Consider the following 24352-nt stretch of genomic DNA (forward strand, 5'->3'; position numbering starts at 1 on the left):
GCCGCGCATGACTGCGTCAGGCCTTACTCATATCCAACGGCAGCGGCAGCATCGGCAATTGCGCCACCGCCAGGGCGATCGCCGCGCGCACCGCCTCGACATGACGCCGATTGTCGGCCTCGCTCATCGTTTCGATCATCGGGTTATAGTCGGCCGGCCGGATTCCCTGCCCGTCCATCACCGCGAACCAGCTGGCGTCGCGGAACAATTCATCGGTCGACAGAACAAGCCGGCCCGACGCCCGGAACTGATCGATGCGATACGCAAGCGTGTCGGGGATCGGCATGTCCTGGCAATAGCGCCACAGTGGCTCGTCACGACCCCCCGTCATCTTGTAATGCAGCACCAGGAAGTCGCGGACGTCGAGCATTTCCTGCCCGAATACGCGGTCGAATTGTTCAGCGACCAACGCGTCGTCGCCGCGGCGCGGAAACAAAGCGAGCAGCTTGGCGATGCCGCTCTGGATCAGGTGGATGCTGGTCGATTCAAGCGGTTCGAGGAACCCACTCGACAGGCCGATCGCAACCACGTTCTTGACCCAGCAGCGCTTGCGCTTGCCTGGCAGGAAGCGGATCAAGCGCGGCTCGGCGATCGGCTCCTCGCCCAGCGCATCGAGCAGCGATTGGCGCGCGGCGTCATCCTCCTGGAACCGGCTCGAATAGACATAGCCATTGCCGGTGCGGTGCTGGAGCGGGATGCGCCAGCGCCAGCCCGCTTCCGCGGTGGTGGCGCGCGTATAGGGGATGACTTCGGTCTCAACAGCGCTGGGCGCCGCCCAGGCGCGATCGCAGGGCAGCCAGGCGCTCCAATCCTCGAACCCCGCGCCCAAAGTCTGTTCGATCAGCAGCCCGCGCAGCCCCGAACAGTCGATGAAGAGTTCGCCGACCACTTCGTCTCCACGCTCGGTGACAAGGCGGGTGATGCAGCCGCTTTCTGGATCCTGGTCGACCCGTGCGACCTTACCTTCGACCCGCGCGACGCCGCGTGCCTCGGCATGGCGGCGCAGATAGCGCGCATAGAGTCCGGCGTCGAAATGGTAGGCATAGCCCAGGGTCGAGCGCAGCGATCGCGGATCGCCGACCGGCGTCGCGAACCTGCCTGCGCGCGCAGCTTGCGCCGTCAGCGAGAAATCCTCGGTCGCCGCCGCCATCCCACCCAGCCGTGCGCGGATCAGTCGGTGAAGGAACATCACTCCGTCGCCGGGTGGGCCGAAGGTGCCGAACGGATGGAGATAGGTGCTGCTGTCGCCGCTCCAGCCGGTGAACTGAATGCCGAGCTTGTAGGTCGCCTTGGTCTCGCGAATGAACTCGGCTTCGTCGAGCCCGACGATCTGGTTGAACCAGTGGATCGTCGGGATCGTCGCCTCGCCCACGCCGATCGTCCCGATCTCTTCGGATTCGATCAGAGTGATGGTGCGGCCCGATCCCTGTAGCGCGCGGCTCAATGCCGCGGCCGTCATCCAGCCGGCGGTGCCGCCACCCAGGATGACGATATGCTTGATGCCGGCCTCGTCCATGTCAGCGACTCTAGCCAAGCCTCAATTGCCTGGACAGGCCGCGCGGCCATCGGGCTCGGGGCGCTTAAGCGCAAGATAGACCGTGCTCCACAATTGCGCGGCGTTGGATTCGTCGACGTCGCTCCCGCTCGCACCAAACGCGGCCACTTGGTATCGACCGCTAGCGTAACGCCACGACCATAGTTCGGAGCTCTGGACTTGGCGGGTGGCGGCGATGGCGCGCCACAAGCATTGCTGCGTCGCTCTGAGCTTCGCGCGGACCGCCGGCGACACGTCGCTCCGCGCCAATTGACGCTCGAGCCCGGCGGCGGCGAGCGCCTGTTGCCACGACCAGATCACGGTGCCGTGATAGGCATTGGGGCCGAATTTGGCGGCGAGCGAGCCTGGCGCGAAGGCTGGGTTGGCGACCAGCATGCCGGCCCCGGTCATCAACCCCGCCGGGAACGGCTTGCCGATCACGTCCGCGGCTGTCGTCAGCGCAGCATCGTCGGGGCTGCCGAACAACAAGGCAAAACCCTCGTCCGAATTCTCGATCGGTACGGGCGCGCCTTGCGCGTCGAGCGCGATCGCGTTGAAGCGCAAACCGGCCTGTCCAACCGCCTGCAACGCCGTCGTCGCGGGTACACCGGCCTGGGCAGCATAGGCCACGATCGCGGCGCGGGCACGCGCAGCCGGGATCGTCATCGCGAACAGCCCCGGCGCGCGAGCTCGCCAGGTCGCCTCGATCTCCGGCAGCCTGGCGAACGCCGCGCGGTCATCGGACGTCATATAGGGTGCGAGCAGGCCGGCGCGATTCATCGCCGCCGCCGCGTCCAGCGCCGCGGGCACGAAGATCGCGTTGACGTCATAGGGAAAGCGACCGCCGCCCAGCCCGTCATTGCTGTCGCGCCACTCGCCGGCGTCCATGCCCGGATTGAGCGATATCAGACTGGTCGGCACCGGGTTTTCCGCAAAGGGCCGCGCGCGGCGCAGGACATAGCGCAGGTTGCGCATCAGCGCGTCGCCCGCACGCTCTCTGCCGTGCCGCTGCCCCAGGAAGGCGGCTGCCCGGGCCCGCCCGCGTGGATCGTCGATCAGCCAGGCGCGCGCGACCGGCGCGAGCATGAAGTCGCCGTCGATCATGTTGTAATTATAGGTTGGCGCGTCGGACTTGCTGCCGTCGCTCTTCATATGATCAAGGATCGCGAACTCGCCGATATCCTCCTCATGCGCGACTTGCCCCTTGTCGGACAGCCGCTCAAGCACCGAACTCAGGCCCGTCTCGACCCCGGCGGGTTGCAGCACGGGCATCAGCAGCCGCACCGACATCAAGGTGTCGCGCCCGAAATAGGTGTTGAAGCGCCACGACCCGGCGAGGAACTTCTCGCGATAGCTCAGGAATTCCAGCGCGCGACGCGCCCCGGCGTCGGGATTGGCCTGCGGGGTGAGCAGGCCGGCGATCGGCACCGGGGCCAGCGGCGTCTCGCCGGACAAAGCGGTGATCGCGAGCGTTATCCGGCCATCCGCTTCGGCGACGATGCTCCGTCCGTCCAATCGGCCACGCACGACGCGGACGCTCAAACGATAGCCGGGCGCTCCATCGAGCCGATCGCGGGCCCAGGTCAACGTGTCGCCACTTACCGTCATGCGCGTAAGTATTTCGGCCGGCGCAGTGCCCAGCGCCTGATAATCGCGCAGCACTCGCACGCTCGACAATACCGCCTGCTTGGCTGTGAGGCGCGGCGTCGCGATCCGGGCCGTGAAGGAAACGCCGTGGAGCGGCCGTCCCTTGGCATCCGGCATTGTCAGTGGCGTGGCCGGCAGCATCATCGTCCATTGCGCCGCGCCCGGGATGTGGTCGAACCACAGGCCGACACCGCTATTCCCGGCGGGAAAGGCAACGATCAGGCGCGGATCGCTTCCCGAGCGCAACACGATATGCGCGGCGACCGGTCCTTTGCGCACGAAGCTGTTGAGGTTCAGCCCTTCCTTCTGGACGAAAGCGGGATCCGCACAGGGCGTCGTGCGGGCGCCCAGCGCGGTGCCACAGGCCAGCGCCAGGAGCAGAATCGATCGGAGCCGCATCGCCTGTCCTTCATGCAAGATCACGCCAGCCCGGGAGCGCCCCGGGCCGGCGCGCTCCCTTTTCCTATCAGAACTTCGCCGTGATGCTGGCGAGAACGTTGCGCCCGACGATGCCGCGGCCATAGAAATAGCCGTTGACGATCGACTGCGTCTGGCCCTGGCGCGGATTGCCCTCGGTATAGCCGCGCGCATTGGTCAGATTGTCGACGCTGACATTGAGGTTGATCTTGGACGACAGATTGATCGAGCCGCCGACGCTGAACACGCCATAAGCGGGCAGCGCGACACCATTGCCGGCGTCGGCGAAGATCTTGCCGATATATTTGTACCGGCCGTAAATCTCGCCCAGCCCGCCCGGCAGGATGAATTGCGGCGTGACCGTCAGCAATTCCTTGGGCGTCCGTTCGGGCGTGTTGCCGGTATATTGCGGCTGCGGCGTGCCTTCGAAGCGAAGATTCTGCAGTTTCGGATCCTGGTACACGCCTGACACCGACAGCTTGAAGAAGTCGACCGGTTTCAGGTCGAAATCGAGCTGGATACCCTTGATGTTATCGTCGGCAAGCGCGTTGGAAACCTGGGTGGGGTCGCTGGGATCGAGGAACGTATAACCCTGGTTGCGGAACTCGGTCTTGAACGCGACCAGCGATCCGACCAATATCCGCGATTGGAACCGCACGCCCGCCTCGTACAACGTCAGATTGGCGGGCGGGTGGATACCGCCATTGTCGCCGGCGCTGGTCTGGAAGCCGCGAGCATAGCGAGCGTATAGCGAGAAATTGCGCGTCAGCGTGTAGTTGATGCCCGCCGTCGCCGCGAGGTGGTCATAGCTACCCTCCTTGCGGTCATAGGTGCCGTCGAACGACTGCCCGAGGGTCGGGATGATACCCGGTGTGCCCGCGGGCACGGGCGGGTTGACCGCCGCAGGGTTGCCGATGTCGACACGGTCCTTCACGTGCTCATACCGTGCACCGAAGTCGATGTGGAGATTATCGCCGATCTTCAGCTCGTCGTTGAAATAGGCCGAGATCGACTCGAGCTTGTCCTTGAAGATGCCCTGGCCCCAATCACCATAGCTGACCATGCCGTTGTTGGTCAGCTGACCGATAACATTGTTCTGGGCGTTGAGCGCGACGACATCGTAAATGTTCGACCCGTTGGTCACGTCATTGATCAGCGACGCGGTCGCGGACTGATCGTTATATTTGGTGACGTTGTAATACATGCCGCCGATCGTCAGCGAATTGTCGATCGCGCCCCCGCCGAAATCGAACTTCACGCCGAAATCGCTGCCGAAATCCTTGCTGTCGAGCCGTTGGTGGTTGAGCACCGTTTGCTGCAGCAGGCCATTGCCGTTGAGCGCATTGAGCGTCGCCGTGTCGCTGACCGGAATCACCTGCCCCGTCACAACGTTGCGGATGCCGAAATTGGTCGTGCCATAGGCCGTCGTCCCAAGCGCGAGCAGGCTAGAAATCGGCGACGCGCCAGGGGTTAGATACGTGACCGCCGAGGCCGGCGGTTGCCCGTTCGATCCGGGGAAGATGCCGTTGAAGTCGAACGACGACTTCAGATAGCGCGCACGGGCGAAGACGCTGATTTTGTCGGTGATCGGCTTTTCGAGATCGATGCGATATTGCGTCGTCTGGGTATGGATACCGTCGCTCAGGCTAAACGGGCGGAGGCACGTGCCGGTCGCGCACGAATCGGGCACCAGTATCTGGCCGAACGCGCGGCCGGCGATATTGTCGCGCAGCCCATTGAGCCCCGGAACGTCACCGATCTTGCCGCCGTTCGAGGTGAACGGCATGTCGGCGTAATAAGCGTCGTGCTGGTCGCCCTTCTTGAACGTGAAGCGCAGGAAACCGCCGCCGGCAAACTTGGTCTCCAGCATCGCTTTCAGATGATAGGTCGTATAATCGAAGTCGGAGCGGCGGAATCCGGGGTTCGACGTCACATAACCGCCGACCGAGAAAGCGATATTGTCGGTAATCGGTGCCGAAAAATACCCGTCGGTGCGCAATTCGCCATAGCTGGTGCCGGTGAACCGCGCCATCGCAGTGGCGCGATCATAGCTTGGCTTGAGCGAGATGAAGTTGATCGTCGCCGCAGCGCCGTTGACCGCCAGCACGCCCGACGTACCACCTTCGACCGCTTCGAGCCGATCGATTGTGATGTCGTTCTGGAAATATTCGTCGGCGCCGCCACCGCCATAGATGATCGGCATGCCGTCTTCTTCGAGCTGAATGAAGGTCTGGGCACCGCCACGCAGACCGCGCACCGAATAATTGTTGGAGACCGCGCCTGCGGTCCCCTCCACGAAGATGCCGGGCACCAGTTCGAGCGCTTCGGCGGTCGAGCGCGGCGCCTTGCGCTGGATATCGGCGGCATTGGCCAGCGTGACGTCCGACGACGAGTTGAACAAGGTACGCTTGCCGGACGTGTTGCCGACCACGACGATGTCGTTGAGCGTCTGATCCCCCGACTGCGCATCGGTGTTGGGGGTCGCGGTCGGCGCGGCCGTTTGCGGCGCCGGCTGCGTGGTGTCCGGCGTTTGCGGCGGCGTCTGCTGCGCCATCGCGCCGGTCGCTGGGAGGACGGCCGAACCGACCAGCAGCGCGGCCTTGAACCCGAGTCGGAGGCGCCCGCTGCCCGTCGTTTCGCGCGGCTCAGCCGTTACGGGCGCCGGCACGAGGCGATTGAAAACTCCAGACATGACATCCTCCCTTACGCATTACGCTGTTAAGGCGGCGGCGCTATCCGTTTCTGAAATTCATTTCAATAGCAGATATTCTAGTGATTTGACGCTACGGAATCAGCCGATGGCAGCGGCAATCGCACTGCAACGATTGCCGGCAGGAACGAACCGCGAGGGCGGCGGCGCCGGCGTCAGGCCAGACGGACGGCTGCGCACCAAATCCCACGGGTAAAATCTGCCTCTTTGAAAAAGTTCCCCGATTTGAGACGAGTGGAACTAAATGCGCGGACTGCCGGCGCGCCCGCGGAATGTCGGCCTAACAGCGCCCGTCACCGAACGCCGATCGTTCGGATCAAAGATCGATGCTGAAATACCGGCTGAAACGGATATCTGTATAAGGTCCAAACGGCACACACGGCACGAACCCGGCACGTTCGTACAACGCCCAGGCTGGCGCGAACGGCGCATTACTGCCCGTTTCCAGGCTGAGACGACGATAGCCCCTCGCCCGCGCCTCGCGCAGGATATGGTCGAGCATCGCGCGCGCCACGCCACGCCGGGCCGCGTTCGGCACGGTGCGCATCGATTTGATCTCGCCATGCTCGCGGTCGAGTTGCTTCAATCCGCCCATGCCGAGCAGATCGTCGCCGTCCCACGCGGTCCAGAACGTCACACTCGGATGCTTCAGCCCCGACAAATCGAGCGCAAACACGCTGTCGGGTGGCGAAATCTCGTGCATCGAGCGGAGATGATATTCGACCAGCGCGACCACCTCCGGCCGCGAGACATCGTCCAGCTCGATCCGCATCACTCGATCGTTTCGGCCGAATCGACGCCCCATAGGTGGCTGATCTCGACGAAACCGCCGCGGCCGGTGACGTCGAAATAGCACCAGCCATCGCCGCACTTGCTGACGCGGCCGATCACGCCCGGCTCCGCCCGCCAATTGATCTTGCCGGCGAAGCGCGGCGAATCGCGCAATTCGGCGATATCACCCATCACCATCGCGGTGCGCTGGTCGCTGATCAAATTGGCCTGCATCCAGCCCTGCGTCCCGCCCGGATCCTCGACCTTGCGCCAATAGGCGCCGCCGCCCTTTTCCTTGTAATTCTCGATCACTTTCACCGGCAGGCCCTGGCGCTGATATTTCCAGCTGACCGGATAGATCCGGCTCGGGCCGGTGCGCATGAACGCCGATTTGGCGTTGATCGATGCGAAATAAGGCGGTTTCTTTTCCACCAGCGCGGCAATCGCCGGCACCGCAATCGCAGCCGCCGCGATTCCCGACAACCCCCAGCCGATACGCATGGCCATCCCCTTTTACGCCACAATCGATTCGTACCTATTGCGCAGGCGCCGCGGTGCATCAACCGCATTGACCAAAACCCGTGAAGCCGCCAAGCCGAGCGCATGGCCGGGTCCAAGCGCAAACCTCGGGTGATCGTGACGCGCGAGCTGAGCGATGCGGTGATGGACCGCATGGCGCAATTGTTCGACACGCGCCTCAATCGCCAGGACATCGCGATGACCCGCGACGAACTCGTCGCCGCGGTCCAGGATGCCGACGTGCTGGTCCCGACCGTCACCGACACGATCGACGCCGACCTGATCGAAGCCGCCGGCGAACGGCTCAAACTGATCGCCAATTTCGGTAATGGCGTCGACCATATCGACCTGAAGGCGGCGCGTGCGCGCGGCATCCTGGTGACCAATACGCCCGGCGTGCTGACCGAGGACACCGCCGACATGACGATGGCGCTGATCCTGTCGGTGCCTCGCCGCCTGGCCGAAGGCGAAAAGCTCGCGCGGTCGGGCCAGTGGAGCGGCTGGAGCCCCGGCGCGATGCTCGGCCACCGGATCGGCGGTAAGACACTCGGCATTGTCGGCATGGGGCGGATCGGTCAGGCAGTCGCGGTGCGTGCGCGCGGCTTTGGTCTCACCGTCCATTACCACAATCGCCATCGCCTGCCCGAGAGCGTCGAGCATGAACTCGCCGCGACCTGGCACGCCGATCTCGACGAGATGCTGGCCGGGTCTGACTTAATCTCGATCCACACACCGCACACCGATCAGACCGAGCAATTGATCGACGCGCGCCGCCTGTCGCTGCTCAAGCCCCAGGCTTATATCGTCAACACCTCGCGTGGCTCGGCGATCGACGAAACCGCTCTGATCGACGCGCTCGAACGCGGCAAGATCGCTGGTGCCGGACTCGATGTGTTCGCGCATGAGCCGGCGATCGACCTACGCCTGCTCGCGCTGCCAAACGTCGTGCTGCTGCCACATATGGGATCGGCGACGTTCGAGGCGCGCGCGGCGACGGGTGAGCGGGTCATCAGCAATATCCAGCACTGGGCAGACGGCCATCGCCCGCCCGATCAGGTGCTCGAGGGGTGGATCTGACCTAGGCTGGGGACTCATATTCCTGTCCTCATCCCAGCGCACCTCCCGTCACCCCAGCGAAAGAACATCGGGTTGAGCATGCCCCGCATGCTCAAGGATCGTCCAGGGGACGATCCGACCCGATGTTGGTCTCTGGCGGTGGCGCGATGCCGCTTGAGATCCCAGCTTTCGCTGGGATGACGAGTTTTGGAGGTTCCCCTGCCGAGCCTCGATCAGCTACCGAGTCCCGCCAGCCATTCGGCGATCATCGCCCGCCCCGCCACGACCGCAGGCGGACCCAGCCGGTCGTGCGCCGCCCGCAAAACCTCCGGCGTCGAACCGACTTCGGCGATATCGGCGCCGTCATTGGCGAGCCAATGCTCGAACCGTTCATCCTCGCCCATCTCGGCATGGAATTGGAGCGCGAGCAGGTTACGACCGCGTGCGAAGGCTTGGGCGTAAGGTGTCGTCATCGCAAGCAATTCTGTACCATCTGGTAGGTCGAACGTGTCGCCATGCCAATGCAGCAGATCGATGCCGTCGAGGTGACGCAATGGGCCCGCTTTGCCCGCATCGGTGAGCGCGACAGGCGCGAATCCGATCTCTCGCACCGGCCCTTTGCGCACTTCCGCACCAAGGGCAGCAGCGATCAACTGGCTGCCCAAACACACGCCAAGCGTCGGCAGGTCCGCCGCCAGGCGCCGGCGGATCACCGCGATCTCCTCGCTCAGCCAGGGATAGCGGTCGGTGTCGTAGACGCCCATCGGGCCGCCCATCACTACCAGCAGATCGGGTGACATGGTGTCGAGCCGCGCGCACCCTGCGTGATGCGCGGCGACGCGTTCGATCGCATAGCCTGCGGCCTCGATCGGCTCGCGATACCCGGCAATGCCTTCATGCTCGACATGTCGGAGAACAAGTGCACTCTTCATCGCCGCTACAGGTAGCGGATCAGAATTGCCCGGCAATGAACCTTCTTTTGGCCGTTCCAAAGCCGGGCTGCGTCGTCAGTCCCCGGTCAGGATACGATCGACCAATTGCTTAACCGTCGGCACGAAGCCGTTCGAATAGAACGGATCCCTCTTGAAATTATACGCGCCATGCCCGGCGAACATCAGATTCTGGTCGACATCGCCGCCATGCGCGATGTCCTGCAGGGTCTTCTGGATACAGAAGCTGCGCGGGTCGGCCAACCGCCCGGTCGAATTGGTCTCGCTGTCGGCCCAGCTCGAGAACAGGCACTGCGACAGGCAGCCCATGCAGTCCGCCTGATCCTTGCGGATTTCCGCCTTTTCGGTCGGCGACACGAACACCAGCGTGTTGTCGGGGGTCTTGAGCGCCTCGGTGAAGCCATGGCCGAACCATTCGCGCGCGCGGAGCAGATCGTTCCTGGTCACCCAGAAATTCTTGCCCTTCACTCCGACGTCGAGCTGGAAAGTGTGATCGCCGGCTTCCTGGGTGGAAAAGGCGATCTGGCGCTCCGACCGTGCCTCAAGCGCGCGCAGGAACGGATTGCGGACGGCTGAGGAATAAAAGCCGGTCGGCGAGAAACGGTGCAGCAACACGGCGCCTTCCTCGATCTGCGTCAGCCTGGCCTTCCAGGCCTCGGGGATCGGGCTTTCCTGGGTCAGCAGCGGCCGCGTCCCGAACTGGAATGCGATCTTGCCGAGTTCGGGATTGTCGATCCAATCGTTCCAGTCGCGCAGGAACCACACGCCGCCCGCCATGACGATCGGCACGTCGTCGGAAATGCCACCCTCGCGCATCGTCTCGCGCAATTCCTTGACGCGCGGATAGGGGTCCTGCGGCTCGAGCGGATTTTCGGCGTTGGACAGGCCGTTATGACCGCCCGCCAACCAGGGATCCTCATAGACCACCGCGGCGAGCCATTCCGCCGCCTTCGAATAAGCCCGCTTCCACAAGGCGCGAAATGCGCGTCCGGAGCTGACGATCGGCAGGTAATTGACGTTGTACGACGCCGCGATCTCGCTGAGCTTGTAGGGCATGCCAGCGCCGCAGGTGACACCCGCGACCAGGCCGCGCGTGCGTTCGAGCACCCCGTGCAGCACCCGCTGCGCGCCGCCCATTTCCCACAGCACGTTGATGTTGATCGCGCCCTTGCCGCCGGCGATTTCGAATGCGCGCTTGACCTGCTGGACCGCGCCTTCGATCGCATATTCGACCAGTTCCTCATGGCGCTCGCGGCGAGTCAGCGCCTTATACACCTGAGGAATGATCTTGCCCTCGGGATCGTAGCTGTCGGCATTGACCGCGGAGACCGTACCGATACCGCCAGCAGCCGCCCAGGCGCCAGCGCTGGCATGGTTGGTCGCGGCGACGCCCTTGCCGCCTTCCACCAGCGGCCATACCTCGCGGCCATTATAGACGATAGGCGTCAAGCCCTTGAACACGTAACTCTCCTGCGACCAATAACGCAGCCTATAGCGTTTCGCTGCCTGGAGGCGAGCAAAATACTCGTCAGGACAGGGCGCCTGCCCTGCCCAATGCCTGCTCGTATAAATCCGCATAGGCGGCGATCATCGCCTTGTCATCATACTCGGCGATCGCCTTGGCGCGGTTGGCCTTGCCCACGGTCGCGCGCAGCTTGGCATCGGCCGCCAGCGTCTGGATCGCGTCGCGCAAATCGACCTCGCCCGAATGCGGCGTGATGTAGGGGCGGTTCTCTTCGCTCACCATGTGCGGGATGTCCCCGGCTGGGACGGAGGCAATCGGCAACCCGGCAGCCATTGCTTCGACCACCGAGATCGGGAATTGCTCGCTCAGCGACGATAGCGCCATGATGTCGAACAGCCCGACATAGGTGTGCGGATCGGGCAGGAAGCCGGGCAGCAGCACCTTGTCCTGCATTTCGAGCGCGCGCGCCGCCATCTCGATCTTCGCGCGCTCGGGCCCCTCGCCGACGATCACCAGCCGCACGCGCGCCGAGCAGCCGGCGGTCGCGCGCACCAATGCCGGCAGGTTCTTGACCTCACGCAACCCGGCCAGCGCGCCGACGATCACTTCGCCGGGCTTGCGGACCAGTCCGGGAATCGCCTTGGGATTGGGTTTCTTGGCATAGAGCGCGGTGTCGATCCCGTTGGGAATCCGGCGCAACCGCGGCGCCGTTTGCTTCCAGACATTGGTCGCCACCCATTCGAGCGTCATCGACGGCACGACCACGGCATAAGCGGCGGGAAACGCCATCCGGCGATAGACCGCCCGCTGCGGCTTGAGCTTCATCGCTTCGTCGGCGTTGAAGCCGTCTTCGTGATGGACGATCGGCGGCATGGTCTTGGGAAAGACGCGCTTGGCCATCACGGCGTCGATCGCGCCCCAATTATAGCTCAGCACCAGGTCGAACCGGCGCATATATTTGGCGATCGCCTCGTACCGGCCGACCGACGGTCGCCCCGTCAGCGGCGGCGGGTTTTGCGCGATTTCATAGCTGATTCCCTGCGCGATCGCATCGCGCGCCGAATATTGGTCGGGCATGCCCGACACGATCGTGTGCCGCGCGCGATCGCCGAACGCGTTGATCAACTGAACCGTGCGCGCTTCCTTGCCGCCCAGGTTGAACGAGGAATGCATGTGCAGGATATTGAGGGGTGCGGGCAAAACTTGGCCTCTATTCCGTCATGCCGGACTTGTTCCGGCATCCACCGTGGTATGAAACAGTTCGTGTCGGGCTCTAGCCGCACGGTGGACCCCGGAACAAGTCCGGGGTGACGGTAGGAATTACAGACCAAAGACGCTCTTCGGGATGTGCGTGATGCGGCACGCCAGATCAGCTTCGCCGCTCGCGATGACGAAATGATCGCCGGCGTCGGCAATACCGGTCGTGAAGACGACATTGTCGAGATACATCAAGTCCTTGATCGGATCGGTCAGATGCGGCGCGGGCTCGAGCAACGGCAGATCGCTGGTCGCGATGGTGACCGACGGATCGCGCGCGTCGAGCAGCGACCAATAAGTACGATAGATGCCGACGACGCCATAAGGCTCGACCCCGTGCCACAAGGAAAGCCAGCCGCGATCGGTCAGCACCGGCGGCGCCCCCCCGCCCATTCGCGCGGTCGCCAGCGTCGCGGCATGCGGCCGAATGCCGGGTTTGTCGTGTGGCTTCCAATGGAGCGCGTCGGGCGAGGTGGCGAGGTTGATCGACGGACCGGCGCGCCACTCGCTGCCCGGCGGATAGGCGAAATAGAGGTCGCCCAATGGACGCGTCTGCGCCCAGTAATTGGCGCCGATCCGGTCCTCGAAGATCAGCATGTCCTTGTTCTGGTGATCGAGCACGATCCCTTCGAGCAGCCAGTCGCGCGCGTCGTTCGACGAATAGAGCGTGGTCGAATGCCGCTCCGGGCTGACCGAACAGGTCGTCATCAGCCAGCGATTGCCGATCCGGCTGATCCGGGCATCCTCGACGCCATAGCATTGGTAGGAGGCGCGCGGCGCGATCGCGTCGCGATAACGGACATCCACCACCGACCGTCCCTCGGCATCGAGTTCGACCGGCAGCAACCACGACAGGCTGGTCAGCGCCATGACTTTCCACCCACCGCCGCGCATCATGAATTTTCGCGGATCGGCGGTATCGACCATCTCCAACGGCCAGGGATCGAGGCAATATCTGCCGGCATCGGGCGCCGTGCCGTCGCTGGGTACCCAGCGGAGCGAATGGATCTTCTGGTCGACGATCGGCGTCTTGAGTGCCTCGGCGATCCGCACCATCATCAACAGATTGCCGTTGGGCAGTCGCGTCATCCCGGGGTTGAACGCGCCCAGGCAATAGGTCTCGGCATCGATCCGCCCGGCCAGAGGCCCTTTCGACAGGTCGACATCGAGCGGGCTGAAAACAAGCTGGTCGAACGGATAGCTCATTCGTCATCCTTGCGCAGGGGTGCGATGGTGATCTGCTGCACGACCGCGCGGCGCGGCTGGGTCAGCGCGTAATGGACGGCGACGGCAATATCCTCCGATCGCAGCATCTTCTCTGCCTTGACCATCTGCTTCTGCTGTTCGGCGTCGATATCGGGATAATGGAAGTCGGCCTGGGTAAAGCCGGGTTCGATCAGGCTGACCTTGATGTCGCGGCTGCCCAATTCCTTGCGCAACGCCTCGGCAAACGCCGCGATGCCGGCTTTCATCCCCGCATAAACCGTCGAGCTCGGGCCAAGGATGTGCGCCGACATTGACCCGATCAGCACGATATCGCCGCCCTTCCCCATCGCTTCGACCGCCTCGTGCGCGCTCATCAGATAGGCGGTGAAATCGGTCGCGATCGCATAGCGCAGGTCGCGCGCGCTCATCTCGCTCAAGCCGCCGGCCGGGATCGCGGCGTTGATCACCACTATGTCGAGGCCGCCCAGCCGCGCCGTCGCGTCGGCGAAATAGCGTTCGACATTGTCCTGATCGGCCAAGTCTATCGCGCTGCCCTGGGCCGTGCCGACCTGCCCGATCGCTTCCAGCGCGTCGTTCAGATGTTGCTCGGTGCGGCCGCAGATATCGACGATCGCCCCCTCGCTCGCCAGCAGGACGGCGATCGCGCGGCCGATTCCGGTGGTGCCGCCGGTGACGATCGCGCGTTTGCCGTTCAGGCTCGGCCTATCGGTATGGGTATCGGAAACGGCGCCGGGCCGATCGACCAGGCTGTCGGCGGTGTCGGACACGATCGCTCTCCCTGTTGCGCGGGAAAGACGCGTCACGCCGTGACCGGTTCCTTGGCGACGCGATCGAGCAGGCGGTCGATCGCCGCCACCGCTTCTGGCTCCATCAGGGTCGGCGTGTGCCCGACATCGGGCACCGTCACCAGGTCCGCGCGATCGAGCCGCGCCGCCATCTTTTCGGCGGTTGCCGCCGACAGGACGTCCGAACGGGCGCCGCGCAGGATCAGCGCCGGCACGTCTTTCAGCGCGTCGAGCGCTCGCCACATATCGGGGCCGGCCTCGTTCCCCGGCACGCGGAACGGTTCGGCGATCTTCATGTCGTAATCGAGCACGATCCGCCCCGAGCTGTTCAGGCGGTACAGCCGTTTGGCCATCGCCAGCCATTCCTCGATGCCATAATGCGGATAGACGTCGGCATTGGCTTCCTGAACCCCGCGCGCCGCATGCATCCAGGTCGGCCAGGTATTGGCGCGGCCGACATAGGATCGGATCCGCCCCAATCCCGCCGGCTCGATCTCCGGCCCGACATCGTTGAGCAGCACCCCGGCCAATTTCTCGCGCCCGGTGCCGGCCAGGAGCATGGTGACGATCCCGCCCAGCGACGTGCCGAACGCGACATAGCGGTCGATCGCCAGCTCGCTCAGCAGCGCCTCGACATCCTGGACGTAGGTCAGCGGGACATAGGACATCGGGTCCTTGGCATAACCGCTCTCGCCGCGTCCCCTGAGGTTGACGAGGATTACTCGCCAATGAGGCGACAGCCGCTCAGCGAGATCCTCGAAATCGCGCGCGTTGCGAGTCAGGCCGGGGATGCAGACGATCGGCGGACGTCCGTCACGGCCGGTGTCGGGGCCGGGATAGTCGCGGCAATGCAGCCGCACCTCGTCGTTGGACCACCAGTAGCGATTTTCATAAGCTGACAATGGTTGCGTCCCCGCGGCCGGTCCACCCATATTGCCGCATGACCGCGCGACCGCAAGCTTATCGCCCCGAAACAGCAATCCTCGATCTCGGGGATGCCTTTTACGATCGCGTCGCCGCGGCCGATTTTCCGCAGACGATCCTGCGCTATCGCAACGATCGCGCCGCGGCCGAGGTCGGGCTGGACACGCTGAGCGATGAGGAGTGGATCGCACATTTCGGGCGGTTCGCGCCCTTGTCGGGCTCACTGCCCGAGCCGCTGGCACTGCGCTATCACGGCCACCAGTTCCGCACCTACAATCCGGATATCGGCGACGGCCGCGGGTTCCTGTTCGCGCAGATGCTGGCCACGGACGGCCGGTTGATGGACCTGGGCACCAAGGGATCGGGCCAGACGCCGTATAGCCGGTTCGGCGACGGACGCCTGACGCTCAAGGGCGGGATTCGCGAAATCCTGGCGACCGAGATGCTGGAGGCCTTGGGCGTGCCAACCTCACGCACGTTCTCGCTGATCGAGACCGGCGAAGCGCTCGAACGCAACGACGAGCCTTCCCCGACGCGGTCGGCGGTGTTGGTGCGGCTCAGCCACAGCCATGTCCGCATCGGCACCTTCCAGCGGCTCGCTTATTTCCGCGACGAAGCGGCATTGCGCGCGCTGACCGATTATGCGCTGCAACGGCTATATGGCGAAAAGCCAGGAGAAGATGCGCCGGCACGTCTGCTCGACTTGGTGGTCGGCCGCACCGCGATCCTCGCCGGCAAATATATGGCCGCCGGCTTCGTCCATGGCGTGCTCAATTCGGACAATATCAACGTCACTGGCGAGAGCTTCGATTACGGCCCATGGCGCTTCACCCCGACCTGGGACCCGGCCTTCACCGCCGCCTATTTCGATCATGCCGGGCTCTATGCCTTCGGCCGCCAGCCAGAGGCGATCCATTGGGACGCGATGCAGCTTGCGGTCGCGCTCCGCCCGATCTGCGAGGCCGAGCCGCTGATCGCGATCCTCGACACGTTCGGAGACCGCTATCAGCGCGCGGTCAGCGACGCGATCCTGTGGCGGCTGGGCCTGACCCCGCGCGATCCCGACAGCGACCGCGCGCTGGTCCAGACGATCGAGCCGATATTGCGCGGCACCGCGACCGGGATCGACCGCTTCTTCTTCGACGCCTTCGGCGGTCAATTGCCCGACGCTTATGGCGAGCCATGGCAGGAGGTGCGCAAGGCACTCGCCGCCCACGCACCCCGCGCCGACCGCTCCCATCCTTATTGGTCGGGCGAGCCCTGCTCGATGCTGATCGACGAGGTCGAGGCGATCTGGTCGGCGGTCGACGAGCGCGACGACTGGGCACCGCTCCACGCCAAGGTCGCGGCGATACGCGAAATGGGTCAGGCGCTGGCCGGCGAGCCGCTGGCGGCAGCGGCGGCGAACGGCTAGGGACCGTGATCGATGTCGGATGAACTTCTTTCCTACGAACCGGCGACCGGCGCCTTGCTGTGGCGCCATGCGATCGGCGATGCCGATAGCGAAGTCGCGGCCGCGCGAGAAAGCTGGGCCGAATGGGCGGCCAAGCCGGTCACCTTCCGTATCGAGACCTTGCGCCGCTATGCCAATGTCGTCCGCGCGCGCAGCGATGCCTTCACCGACCTGATCGCGCGCGAGACCGGCAAGCCGTTATGGGAAGCAAAGACCGAAGTCGATTCGGTGATCGCCAAGGTCGACATTTCGGCTGGCGCCTTTGCCGAGCGCACCGGCCAGCGCCAGCTCGATTCCCCGATGGGCAGCCGCATGGCGCTGCGCCACAAGCCGCACGGCGTGCTGGCGGTACTGGGACCGTATAATTTCCCCGCGCACCTGCCCAACGGCCACATCGTCCCTGCGTTGATCGCGGGAAATGCGGTAGTGTTCAAGCCGTCCGAAAAGACCCCCGCGACCGGCGCGTTCATGATCGATTGTCTGCACGAGGCTGGCGTGCCCCAGGGCTGCGCGCGATTGCTGATCGGCGGCCCGGCCGAGGGCAAGGCGCTCGCCGGGCATGACGGCATCGACGGCCTGCTGTTCACCGGGTCGGCGCGCACCGGCATCGCGCTCAACCGTCAATTCGCCGACCGCCCCGAAAAGATCCTGGCGCTCGAAATGGGCGGCAACAACCCGATCATCGTGTGGGACACGCCCGATCTCCACGCCGCGGCGATCGTGATCATCCAGTCCGCCTTCACCACCGCGGGTCAACGCTGCACTGCCGCCCGCCGGCTGATCGTCGACGAGGCTTTGTACGAGCCGCTGATGGCCGAGCTGCTCAAGCTCACCAGCCGGCTGATCGTCGGCGATCCGCACGCCGACCCGCAGCCCTTCATGGGCCCCGTGATCGACAATGAGGTCGCCGACCTGCTGACCGAAAGCTTTCTAGAACTGATGATGCGCGGCGGTCGCCCCTTGCGCCATATGGAGCGGCCGTTCGACGACAAGCCGTTCCTGACCCCCGGCATCCTCGACGCGACCGACATGGCCGACCGCCCCGACATCGAATTGTTCGGCCCGATCCTCCAGGTCATCCGCGCGACCGATTTCGACGAGGCGATCGCCGAGGCCAACAACACCCGCTACGGCCTGTCGGCCAGCCTGATCAGCCAGACGCCCGACCTCTATAACCGCTTCTGGGCCAATGCCCGCGCGGGGATCGTGAACTGGAACCGCCCGACCAATGGCGCGAGTTCAGCGGCGCCGTTCGGCGGCGTGGGGTGGAGCGGCAACCACCGGCCGAGCGCGTACTATGCGGCGGATTATTGCGCCTATCCGGTGGTGTCGAACGAGGCGGATCAGGCGCGCGCGTCTATCGCGGTGGGGCTGCGGGAGAGGTAAGCCGGCCGGTTGGTTTCGGCCTGTACTCCCGAGGATGCCTACCTACAATAAATTAGCACCAATATTGACCGATAAGTCACTTGCATTGATCGATTTTTCCTGGCCTGTTGCTGCTATTGCGGAGTCAACGGTCGGGGGGATTCATGGCACAGATGAAGGCGTCTCCAGTCGGCGCGGTAGCTGGTTTCCTGGCGCTGAGCCTTGCCGCGAGCATCGCTGCGCCGCCGGCCTACGGCCAATCGTCTGCGACCACATATCAATATGATGCGCTAGGCCGGCTAACGACTGTCCAAACCGGCGACGGAGTAAAGTCGACCTACTCGTTCGACCCTGCCGACAATCGTGCCAACGTTACCGTACAGCGCCAGACCGACACCAATTCTTCTCAGGAAAAATGGGAAGCGGAAGCCCTCCCCCACGCGACCGGCTATGCCGAATATTCTGGCTGGGCCGCCAATACAGGCCAACCCGTCACTGCAATGGTCTATGGCCCCTACACGAACGGCGTCCCGGCGGGAGGTCACACCGCCGTCTGGCGGATAATGATCGACAACAATTCTAACCCCAGCCCCGGTGCTGTGGTGGTGCTGGACGTTAACGATGCGGATGCGAACCAGGTCCTTGCTAGCCGCGCATTAACATGGACCTCGTTCGCAGCGCCCATGGCCTATCAAGTCTTCGAGCTACCCTTCACGGTAGATTCTACGCGTGTGGGCCATCATCTGGAATTCCGAGTTTGGTATGAGCGCAAGGCGTATATCAACGTCGACTGGGTAGCGCGCATCTAAGCCCGGAAGTTTCGATCAGCGCGCGCGTCTCTCTCGTGATCGATCGGTTGCCCAAACGAACGGGCATTACGGGAATTACGGTTCCACTTTACTAAATGCACGAAGCTTTTGGCTTCGGGCCGCGCTTCTGCGGCGCGAGTGTCCGACCGGTTCGTTTCTCGATCTCCTCGATCCAATCGCGCGCGCCGATCGGCCGGCCGCTTGTCTCCGACTTTCGCAGCGCTTGCCAAGCCTCTGTATAGTCTGCGGGCGTACCCAAAAAGGCGGCGAAATCGTCATATCGGTCCAGCGCCGGTCGGACGGTGACCAATGCATCGTCCACGCCCGCGAAATGCGCGCGGACGCTCGACCACGGCCAATCTTCCGCGCGATCGACCAATCGTGCCCGCACCGGGTTGAGCGCGACATAGCGCATCGCGTGGCCAAGATGCTCCTCATCCATCACCACCGCCCCGAACCGACCTTGCCACAAATGCCCGGTCCAGCGTTGGCGCGCATTGATGAAGCCGGTATAGCGGCGATGCGCATCGGCGAACGTACGACGCAGGCCGTCCTCGTCTGATGGTACCACGATGACATGGACGTGATTGGGCATCAGGCAATAAGCCCATATTTGAGCGCCCGCGCGTCGCGCAGCCTCAGCCAGGAGGTCGCGGTAGAGTACGTAGTCGGCATCCCCGAGGAACACCTGTTGCCGGCGATTGCCGCGCTGCGTCACGTGATATGGATAGCCGGGCAGCACGAGGCGAGGGAGACGAGGCATGGCGCGGCGATAGCCCATGCCGGCCACGCACGGCGGCGAACTGGCTCCAATTTGGTGCTTTTAGTAAACTGGAACCGTAATTCGAACCGTAATTCCCAGCATCTTAAATGGTGGCTTTTTAACCTCTTATTCCCAATCTTTTACGAGCATATATTAAAAATAGAAGAGATATACCGAATACCCCAGCCCCACCATCTCCTCCGTAAGATAAAATATTTATGCGCTGGGCATCCGTTCGACTAAGACAGATTTTCTCTCCTTTTATCTCCAGTACAGAAAGATTATCATGACGCTTTTTACATAGCGTCAAATCATATCTCGGCACCTTCTGTAAGGTCCTATTGAAAAGAATAGCGCATCCAAAAAATATAATGAAAGACACTGGCAGTAAAAACTTGGCAATCCGTGAAATTACGAGCGACATATTATTGGCATCCTATCAAGGACATGAGATTAATACTTCTCGACAAAAACGTGTCTGTCGCTCCGACGCCGCCAGATGCTCCCGTTCCGCCGCCTAGCGTTGTAGACATACCACTGACGGGCTTCCCATCTGCACCCGTGCCTTGAAAAGTTTCGACATTAGCTGGCCCTAAATTCCCAGTCTGTGACGAGAAGAGGCCGCGCATGTCGGCGACTGATCGCGCGTTGTTTGAACCTAACGCTGTCAGGCCACCGTTCGCACTCCCCGTGCCGATGGAACTGTACCCCCCGGCGGTGAAGTATGCGGCAATGTTCCACTTGCCATCAATAAGAAGGCCGCCCGACACGCTTCCAGAAAAGCCTCTCCGAGTACCCGGAATTGATGGAGTACTTCCAGATGCTGATGCACCAATTCCAGCCACTCCAGATCCGTTTCTAAAAAGCTTGCAATAAAATGGCTTCGCCGTTCGCCCACCTGCTTTGGGTTGAGGCTTTGGTTTGGTTTGATGTCCTGTAACGATGATATCGGGCTCATCGGGTTGTTCACCCGCTTCCGGTGTAAAGATCGCCCCCGGCACGCCATTAACGAAAGCGTCCCAGCTGTTGAAGCTTACCCAACCACCACCAGCGTCGCCGTGAATAACAGCAGTATCAGTGAGCATCCCCGATGGATCAGACGCATTCACCGGATCCCCACCCACATAATTATACCAATTCATCCCATCGCCATAGCCGATCGGATCGGTCTGCATGAACCGTCCGAGCGTCGGCGAGTATATCCGCGCTTTGTAGTAATACATGCCAAGCTCGGGCAGCCAGACTTGCCCGGTATACTGACGCCGAAGCGTGTTGCTGACGCCCGGAATGCCATATTCGTCATAGGCGTTGATGCCGACGCTATTGCCCGACGCATCGGTTCCGCCGATCACCGAACCGCGTTCGTCGGCCACCGCCCAGGTCTTGGCACCCGCCGCGGTAATCTCGAGCAACTCCTCATCCGCTCCCGGGCCCAGGATATAGCGTTGCGTCAAGGCGCCGGACGAGGCGAGGTACGAAGCGATCAGTTGGTCACCGTCATAGAGATAGTTGCTCGCGGCGACCGTAGCACTGCCCGACTGATAGAGGCGCATCAACGGATCGTAGGTCAGGCTCGCCGAACTCGGCCCGGTCAGCAGCAGATTCTCCGTGCTGTAGGTATAGGTGTTGCTGCCCGAGCTGGTCAGGTTGCCGCGCGCATCATAGCCGAAAGTCGTGCTGGTGGCGGCGCTATACTGGTTGAGCCCGTTCGACGTGTAGTTGCGCGCGACGTTGGCCGCGCCGGTCCACGAGTAGGCATTGTTGGATCGCGTCGTCGATGTGATCTGCGAGGCCGGATTGTAGTTGAAGCCTAGCGTAAGGTCGTTGGTCGTGCCGGTAAGGTCCGAGGCCAGCGACGACAGGCGGGAGACAGGATCGAACGAATAGGTAGTGACCACGCCATTGCCGCGGGTCAGCGTCTTCCTCCGACCAAGATCGTCATATACATAGGTCCCCAACGTGGTCGTGCCGTTCTCCTTAATCGTCGTCATCTCGCCGGTGACCTGGTAATCGTAGGTCACATAATAAGCGTCCGGCCAAGTCAGTCGTGTCCGCCTGCCGGCAGCATCGTATTGATAACCGACGGTCCCTAGCGGTCCGCCCTGGGTGAGATTGCGGCCGAGCGCGTCATAGGAAAAGGTCAGTGTCTGCGTATATTTGATTACCGTCAGCAGGCGCCCCAGCAAGTCATAGGTATAGGCGGCATCCGGATCGCCGGGCGGCAGGTCCTTGTAGGTCACCCGGTTGAGATTGTCGTAGGCAAAGTTGATCGGCGTTCCGCCGCGCAGCAAGCGCGTGGTGACGTTGCCGTTGGCGTCGTACGTCAACTGCTCGTAATCGGTCGTGGAACTCGTGCCCGACCCCTTCGTGGTCGACGGATAGTTCGTCTTCCACAGCCGGTCGAAGCCGTCATAGGTATAGCTGGTCTTGTTGCCATTGGCGTCGGTCGCCGTCGCGACCTGCCCGTTGTCGCTATAGGTTGCCGCCGCCTCGTCCGACGCGTCCGCAGTCCCATAGGCCGAGGTCGTCTTGGTGACGCGGTCGGCATTGTCATAGGTCATCTTGGTGATGCGATCGGCATCACCAGTACCCGTCGTCGGCGTGCAGGCTGAGGGCAGCGAGCCGTAAGTGCTCGGCTTCATCCGCACGGCGCTGCAATCGAGCCGGCCGTCGGTGTCGTAACTATACTGAGTCAGCGCATAGGTCGTGCCGCCAGCGGTCACTGCAACCTGCGCCTTGCGGTCAGCGGCATCGAGCGTGGTGGCGACCTGTTGCAGTGAACTGAAGGCCGACCAGTCCGTATCGGCAGTGCCGTTGACCGTTCCCGCCTCGACGAGAGTCGCGATGCCGCGGTCGTTATACGTCGTCCGTACCGCGCGGCGCTTGAGCGCGCCCGCACCATCGGGATCGGCGCTGACGACGCCCACCTGTTCGCGATCGGCATCGTAGCGATAGGTCGTCGTGTCCGCCGTCCCGGCAAGCGGGCCGTCGACGGTCTGGACGTTGCCGACATCGTCATAGCCGATCGTGGTGGTCGCCGTCACGCTGCCGTCGCCGGCAGCCTTGGTCACCGTGTTGGGCAACAGATTGCTGTTATAGCCGATCGTCGTCTTCACCTCGTCGGCCGTGCCGACGCAAGATGCGGTCGTCTGGCAGGTCGAGGTGCCCGTCAGCAACTGGACGCCGCTGGTCGCGGTATAACTGTAGGTCGCCTTCGGCCGCGTCCCGCCGGCAGTCGCTGCGGGCGATGTCACGGTCAGCAGATTGCCGGTGGTCGGATCATAGGTGTAGTCGGTCTGGTTGCCCTTGGCGTCCTTGGTCCAATTGGGCTGATTGCAGGTGGCGGCATTGCTGCAGGTCGCGTCATAGTTCGCGGTCGTGACGATGTCTGACAGACCCGACCCGCTCTTCGCGACGTTACGCGTCTCGGAGACGTTGCCGCGCGCATCATAGGTGTATTGGGTGTAATTGCCCTCGGGCGCCGTCGCGCGTGTGACGCGGCCGTTCGCGTCATATTGCCAGCTCGTCGTCTTGCTCAGCGGATTGGTCATGCTGAGCCTGCGGTTGGACGCGATGTCGAACGTGTAGACGGTCGCATGGCCGCCGGGATCGGTCACGGTCGTGGTGCGAACACCAGCAGCGTCCGCATAGCCATAAGTCGTCGTTCCGACCGGATTGGTCACGCTCGATACCCGACCCGACCCGTCATAGCCGATCGTGATATCCTCGGCCGCTTTGCCAGGCCGCTTGATCCCGGCGACGATCAGCCCACCAGCGGTCGAATTGTAATTCTCGCGATAGGTGGTCGAGCGACCCATCGCATCCGCTATGGTGAGGTAGCTGTTGGATCCGGAACTCGAAGGAGTGAAACTCTGGGTGCGGACCGAAGCTCCCGTTACCGCCAAATTGGTAACCGACACGCCGGTGGCATCTCCCCAGCCCGGTGGCTCGCTATAAGCCACATTGGGGTCGATCGCGTCGGGATCCCAATTACCGTATTGAAACGTCAGCCGATATTGGGAGTTAGCAACCGTGCTTATTCGATAGGCGGTGGTGTGTTGAACACACACTTCACCATCGCCGACGATTTTTGTCTTCGAACAAAACGAATAATTATCGTATGAATAAGAAAATACCGTCCCATCCGGCTTGGTGACGCTAACGACATTCCCCTGAATATTCCCGTAAGGGTAGAAGCCGACATACACAGTCGAAAACAGCGTTACTGTCCCATCAGCGGCCGTATAGGTGTAATTGGACCCGCTTGACGTCAGCGTGGCGCCGTCGCCTTCGGTCGATGTATAGACACCGCCCGAGTTCGTGAATCTGTCGGTGACGCTTCCGAATGATACATAGACCGTTGTGCCGCTGACAGTCAGCGTCGCCGTGAGCGAGTCACCCCATCCCTTTGCGCCGCGAACGAACTTCCGCCAGGTGATCCCATGTTTCTGGCCATCGCCGACCGACAGCGTCGGACCATCGACATTTGCCGTACCCAAGAACAGATCGACGCCATTGGCATCGATGTCGCTACGGACGGGAGATGGGGCGGCGACCTGGGCATAGGCCGGAACCGCCAGCCCCGAACAAAGTATCGTCGACACCGCCAGCAACGCGCGACGCGCGCGCAACCGCGCACGTTCGACATGGGTCGAGTTCGTCATGGTGAAACCCCTGCAGGAAATGGAAAAGCGAGAAAA

The 24352-nt window shown here is 63.0% G+C and carries 17 protein-coding genes; 4 read left to right on the plus strand and 13 right to left on the minus strand.

The genetic code is table 11. The features are described 5' to 3' along the window. Window positions 1–16 precede the first annotated feature (16 nt). The 5 genes from AC1DRD_RS14060 to AC1DRD_RS14080 form a co-directional block, all read right to left on the minus strand. Window positions 17–1516, minus strand: coding sequence for a tryptophan halogenase family protein (locus AC1DRD_RS14060; RefSeq protein WP_478041897.1), 1500 nt, complete (start codon window positions 1514–1516; stop codon window positions 17–19). A 21-nt stretch (window positions 1517–1537) separates the two neighbouring features. Then, a complete protein-coding gene (locus tag AC1DRD_RS14065; protein WP_478041836.1) occupies window positions 1538–3580 on the minus strand; it encodes a hypothetical protein in 2043 nt (680 codons plus the stop codon). A gap of 67 nt (window positions 3581–3647) precedes the next feature. Then, window positions 3648–6290: a TonB-dependent receptor domain-containing protein gene (locus AC1DRD_RS14070; RefSeq protein WP_478041837.1), complete on the minus strand. Its 2643-nt coding sequence runs from the start codon at window positions 6288–6290 to the stop codon at window positions 3648–3650. A gap of 334 nt (window positions 6291–6624) precedes the next feature. After that, window positions 6625–7080 carry a GNAT family N-acetyltransferase gene (locus AC1DRD_RS14075; protein ID WP_478041838.1) on the minus strand — a complete coding sequence of 152 codons (456 nt, stop codon included), beginning with the start codon at window positions 7078–7080 and terminating at the stop codon, window positions 6625–6627. After that, window positions 7080–7580, minus strand: coding sequence for an SH3 domain-containing protein (locus tag AC1DRD_RS14080; protein ID WP_478041839.1), 501 nt, complete (start codon window positions 7578–7580; stop codon window positions 7080–7082). The genes AC1DRD_RS14075 and AC1DRD_RS14080 overlap by 1 nt, the downstream gene beginning before the upstream one ends. Before the next feature lie 102 nt (window positions 7581–7682). Here AC1DRD_RS14080 and AC1DRD_RS14085 point away from each other — a divergent pair, with 102 nt between their 5' ends. Continuing rightward, complete coding sequence (locus tag AC1DRD_RS14085; protein WP_478041840.1) at window positions 7683–8675, plus strand: 2-hydroxyacid dehydrogenase; 993 nt, start codon at window positions 7683–7685, stop codon at window positions 8673–8675. A 212-nt stretch (window positions 8676–8887) separates the two neighbouring features. Here the strand turns inward: AC1DRD_RS14085 and AC1DRD_RS14090 are convergent, their stop codons facing one another. From AC1DRD_RS14090 to AC1DRD_RS14115, 6 genes are all read right to left on the minus strand, one after another. After that, a complete protein-coding gene (locus AC1DRD_RS14090) occupies window positions 8888–9586 on the minus strand; it encodes a glutamine amidotransferase (protein WP_478041841.1) in 699 nt (232 codons plus the stop codon). 75 nt (window positions 9587–9661) lie between these two features. Next, window positions 9662–11065, minus strand: a complete 1404-nt coding sequence (locus AC1DRD_RS14095) for an NAD(P)H-dependent flavin oxidoreductase (RefSeq protein ID WP_478029390.1) — start codon at window positions 11063–11065, stop codon at window positions 9662–9664. A 67-nt stretch (window positions 11066–11132) separates the two neighbouring features. Continuing rightward, complete coding sequence (locus AC1DRD_RS14100; RefSeq protein WP_478041842.1) at window positions 11133–12269, minus strand: glycosyltransferase family 4 protein; 1137 nt, start codon at window positions 12267–12269, stop codon at window positions 11133–11135. Between the two features lie 120 nt (window positions 12270–12389). After that, a complete protein-coding gene (locus AC1DRD_RS14105; RefSeq protein ID WP_478041843.1) occupies window positions 12390–13532 on the minus strand; it encodes a glycoside hydrolase family 130 protein in 1143 nt (380 codons plus the stop codon). Continuing rightward, the gene (locus AC1DRD_RS14110; protein WP_478041844.1) at window positions 13529–14320 is read right to left on the minus strand and encodes an SDR family oxidoreductase; all 792 of its coding nucleotides are present in this window, start codon (window positions 14318–14320) and stop codon (window positions 13529–13531) included. Before AC1DRD_RS14110 ends, AC1DRD_RS14105 begins: the two co-directional genes overlap by 4 nt. A 32-nt stretch (window positions 14321–14352) precedes the next feature. Continuing rightward, on the minus strand, window positions 14353–15240 hold the full coding sequence (locus AC1DRD_RS14115; protein WP_478041845.1) for an alpha/beta fold hydrolase: 888 nt from the start codon (window positions 15238–15240) through the stop codon (window positions 14353–14355). A 38-nt stretch (window positions 15241–15278) separates the two neighbouring features. Here AC1DRD_RS14115 and AC1DRD_RS14120 point away from each other — a divergent pair, with 38 nt between their 5' ends. The 3 genes from AC1DRD_RS14120 to AC1DRD_RS14130 all read left to right on the plus strand — a co-directional run bounded on the left by AC1DRD_RS14120 (window position 15279) and on the right by AC1DRD_RS14130 (window position 18889). Beyond that, entirely contained in the window at window positions 15279–16676 is a 1398-nt protein-coding gene (locus tag AC1DRD_RS14120) for a protein adenylyltransferase SelO (RefSeq protein WP_478041846.1), read from the plus strand. Window positions 16677–16688: 12 nt separating this feature from the next. After that, the gene (astD, locus tag AC1DRD_RS14125) at window positions 16689–18101 is read left to right on the plus strand and encodes a succinylglutamate-semialdehyde dehydrogenase (protein ID WP_478041847.1); all 1413 of its coding nucleotides are present in this window, start codon (window positions 16689–16691) and stop codon (window positions 18099–18101) included. 143 nt (window positions 18102–18244) lie between these two features. After that, window positions 18245–18889 (plus strand): RHS repeat domain-containing protein, encoded by a 645-nt coding sequence (locus AC1DRD_RS14130; protein WP_478041848.1) that lies wholly within the window; start codon window positions 18245–18247, stop codon window positions 18887–18889. A 91-nt stretch (window positions 18890–18980) separates the two neighbouring features. Here the strand turns inward: AC1DRD_RS14130 and AC1DRD_RS14135 are convergent, their stop codons facing one another. Both AC1DRD_RS14135 and AC1DRD_RS14140 read right to left on the minus strand, forming a co-directional pair. Then, window positions 18981–19652, minus strand: a complete 672-nt coding sequence (locus AC1DRD_RS14135) for an REP-associated tyrosine transposase (RefSeq protein WP_478041849.1) — start codon at window positions 19650–19652, stop codon at window positions 18981–18983. 425 nt (window positions 19653–20077) lie between these two features. Beyond that, entirely contained in the window at window positions 20078–24316 is a 4239-nt protein-coding gene (locus AC1DRD_RS14140) for an RHS repeat domain-containing protein (protein ID WP_478041850.1), read from the minus strand. Window positions 24317–24352: the final 36 nt, after the last annotated feature.

This window comes from Sphingomonas sp. P4_G2, assembly GCF_056401155.1.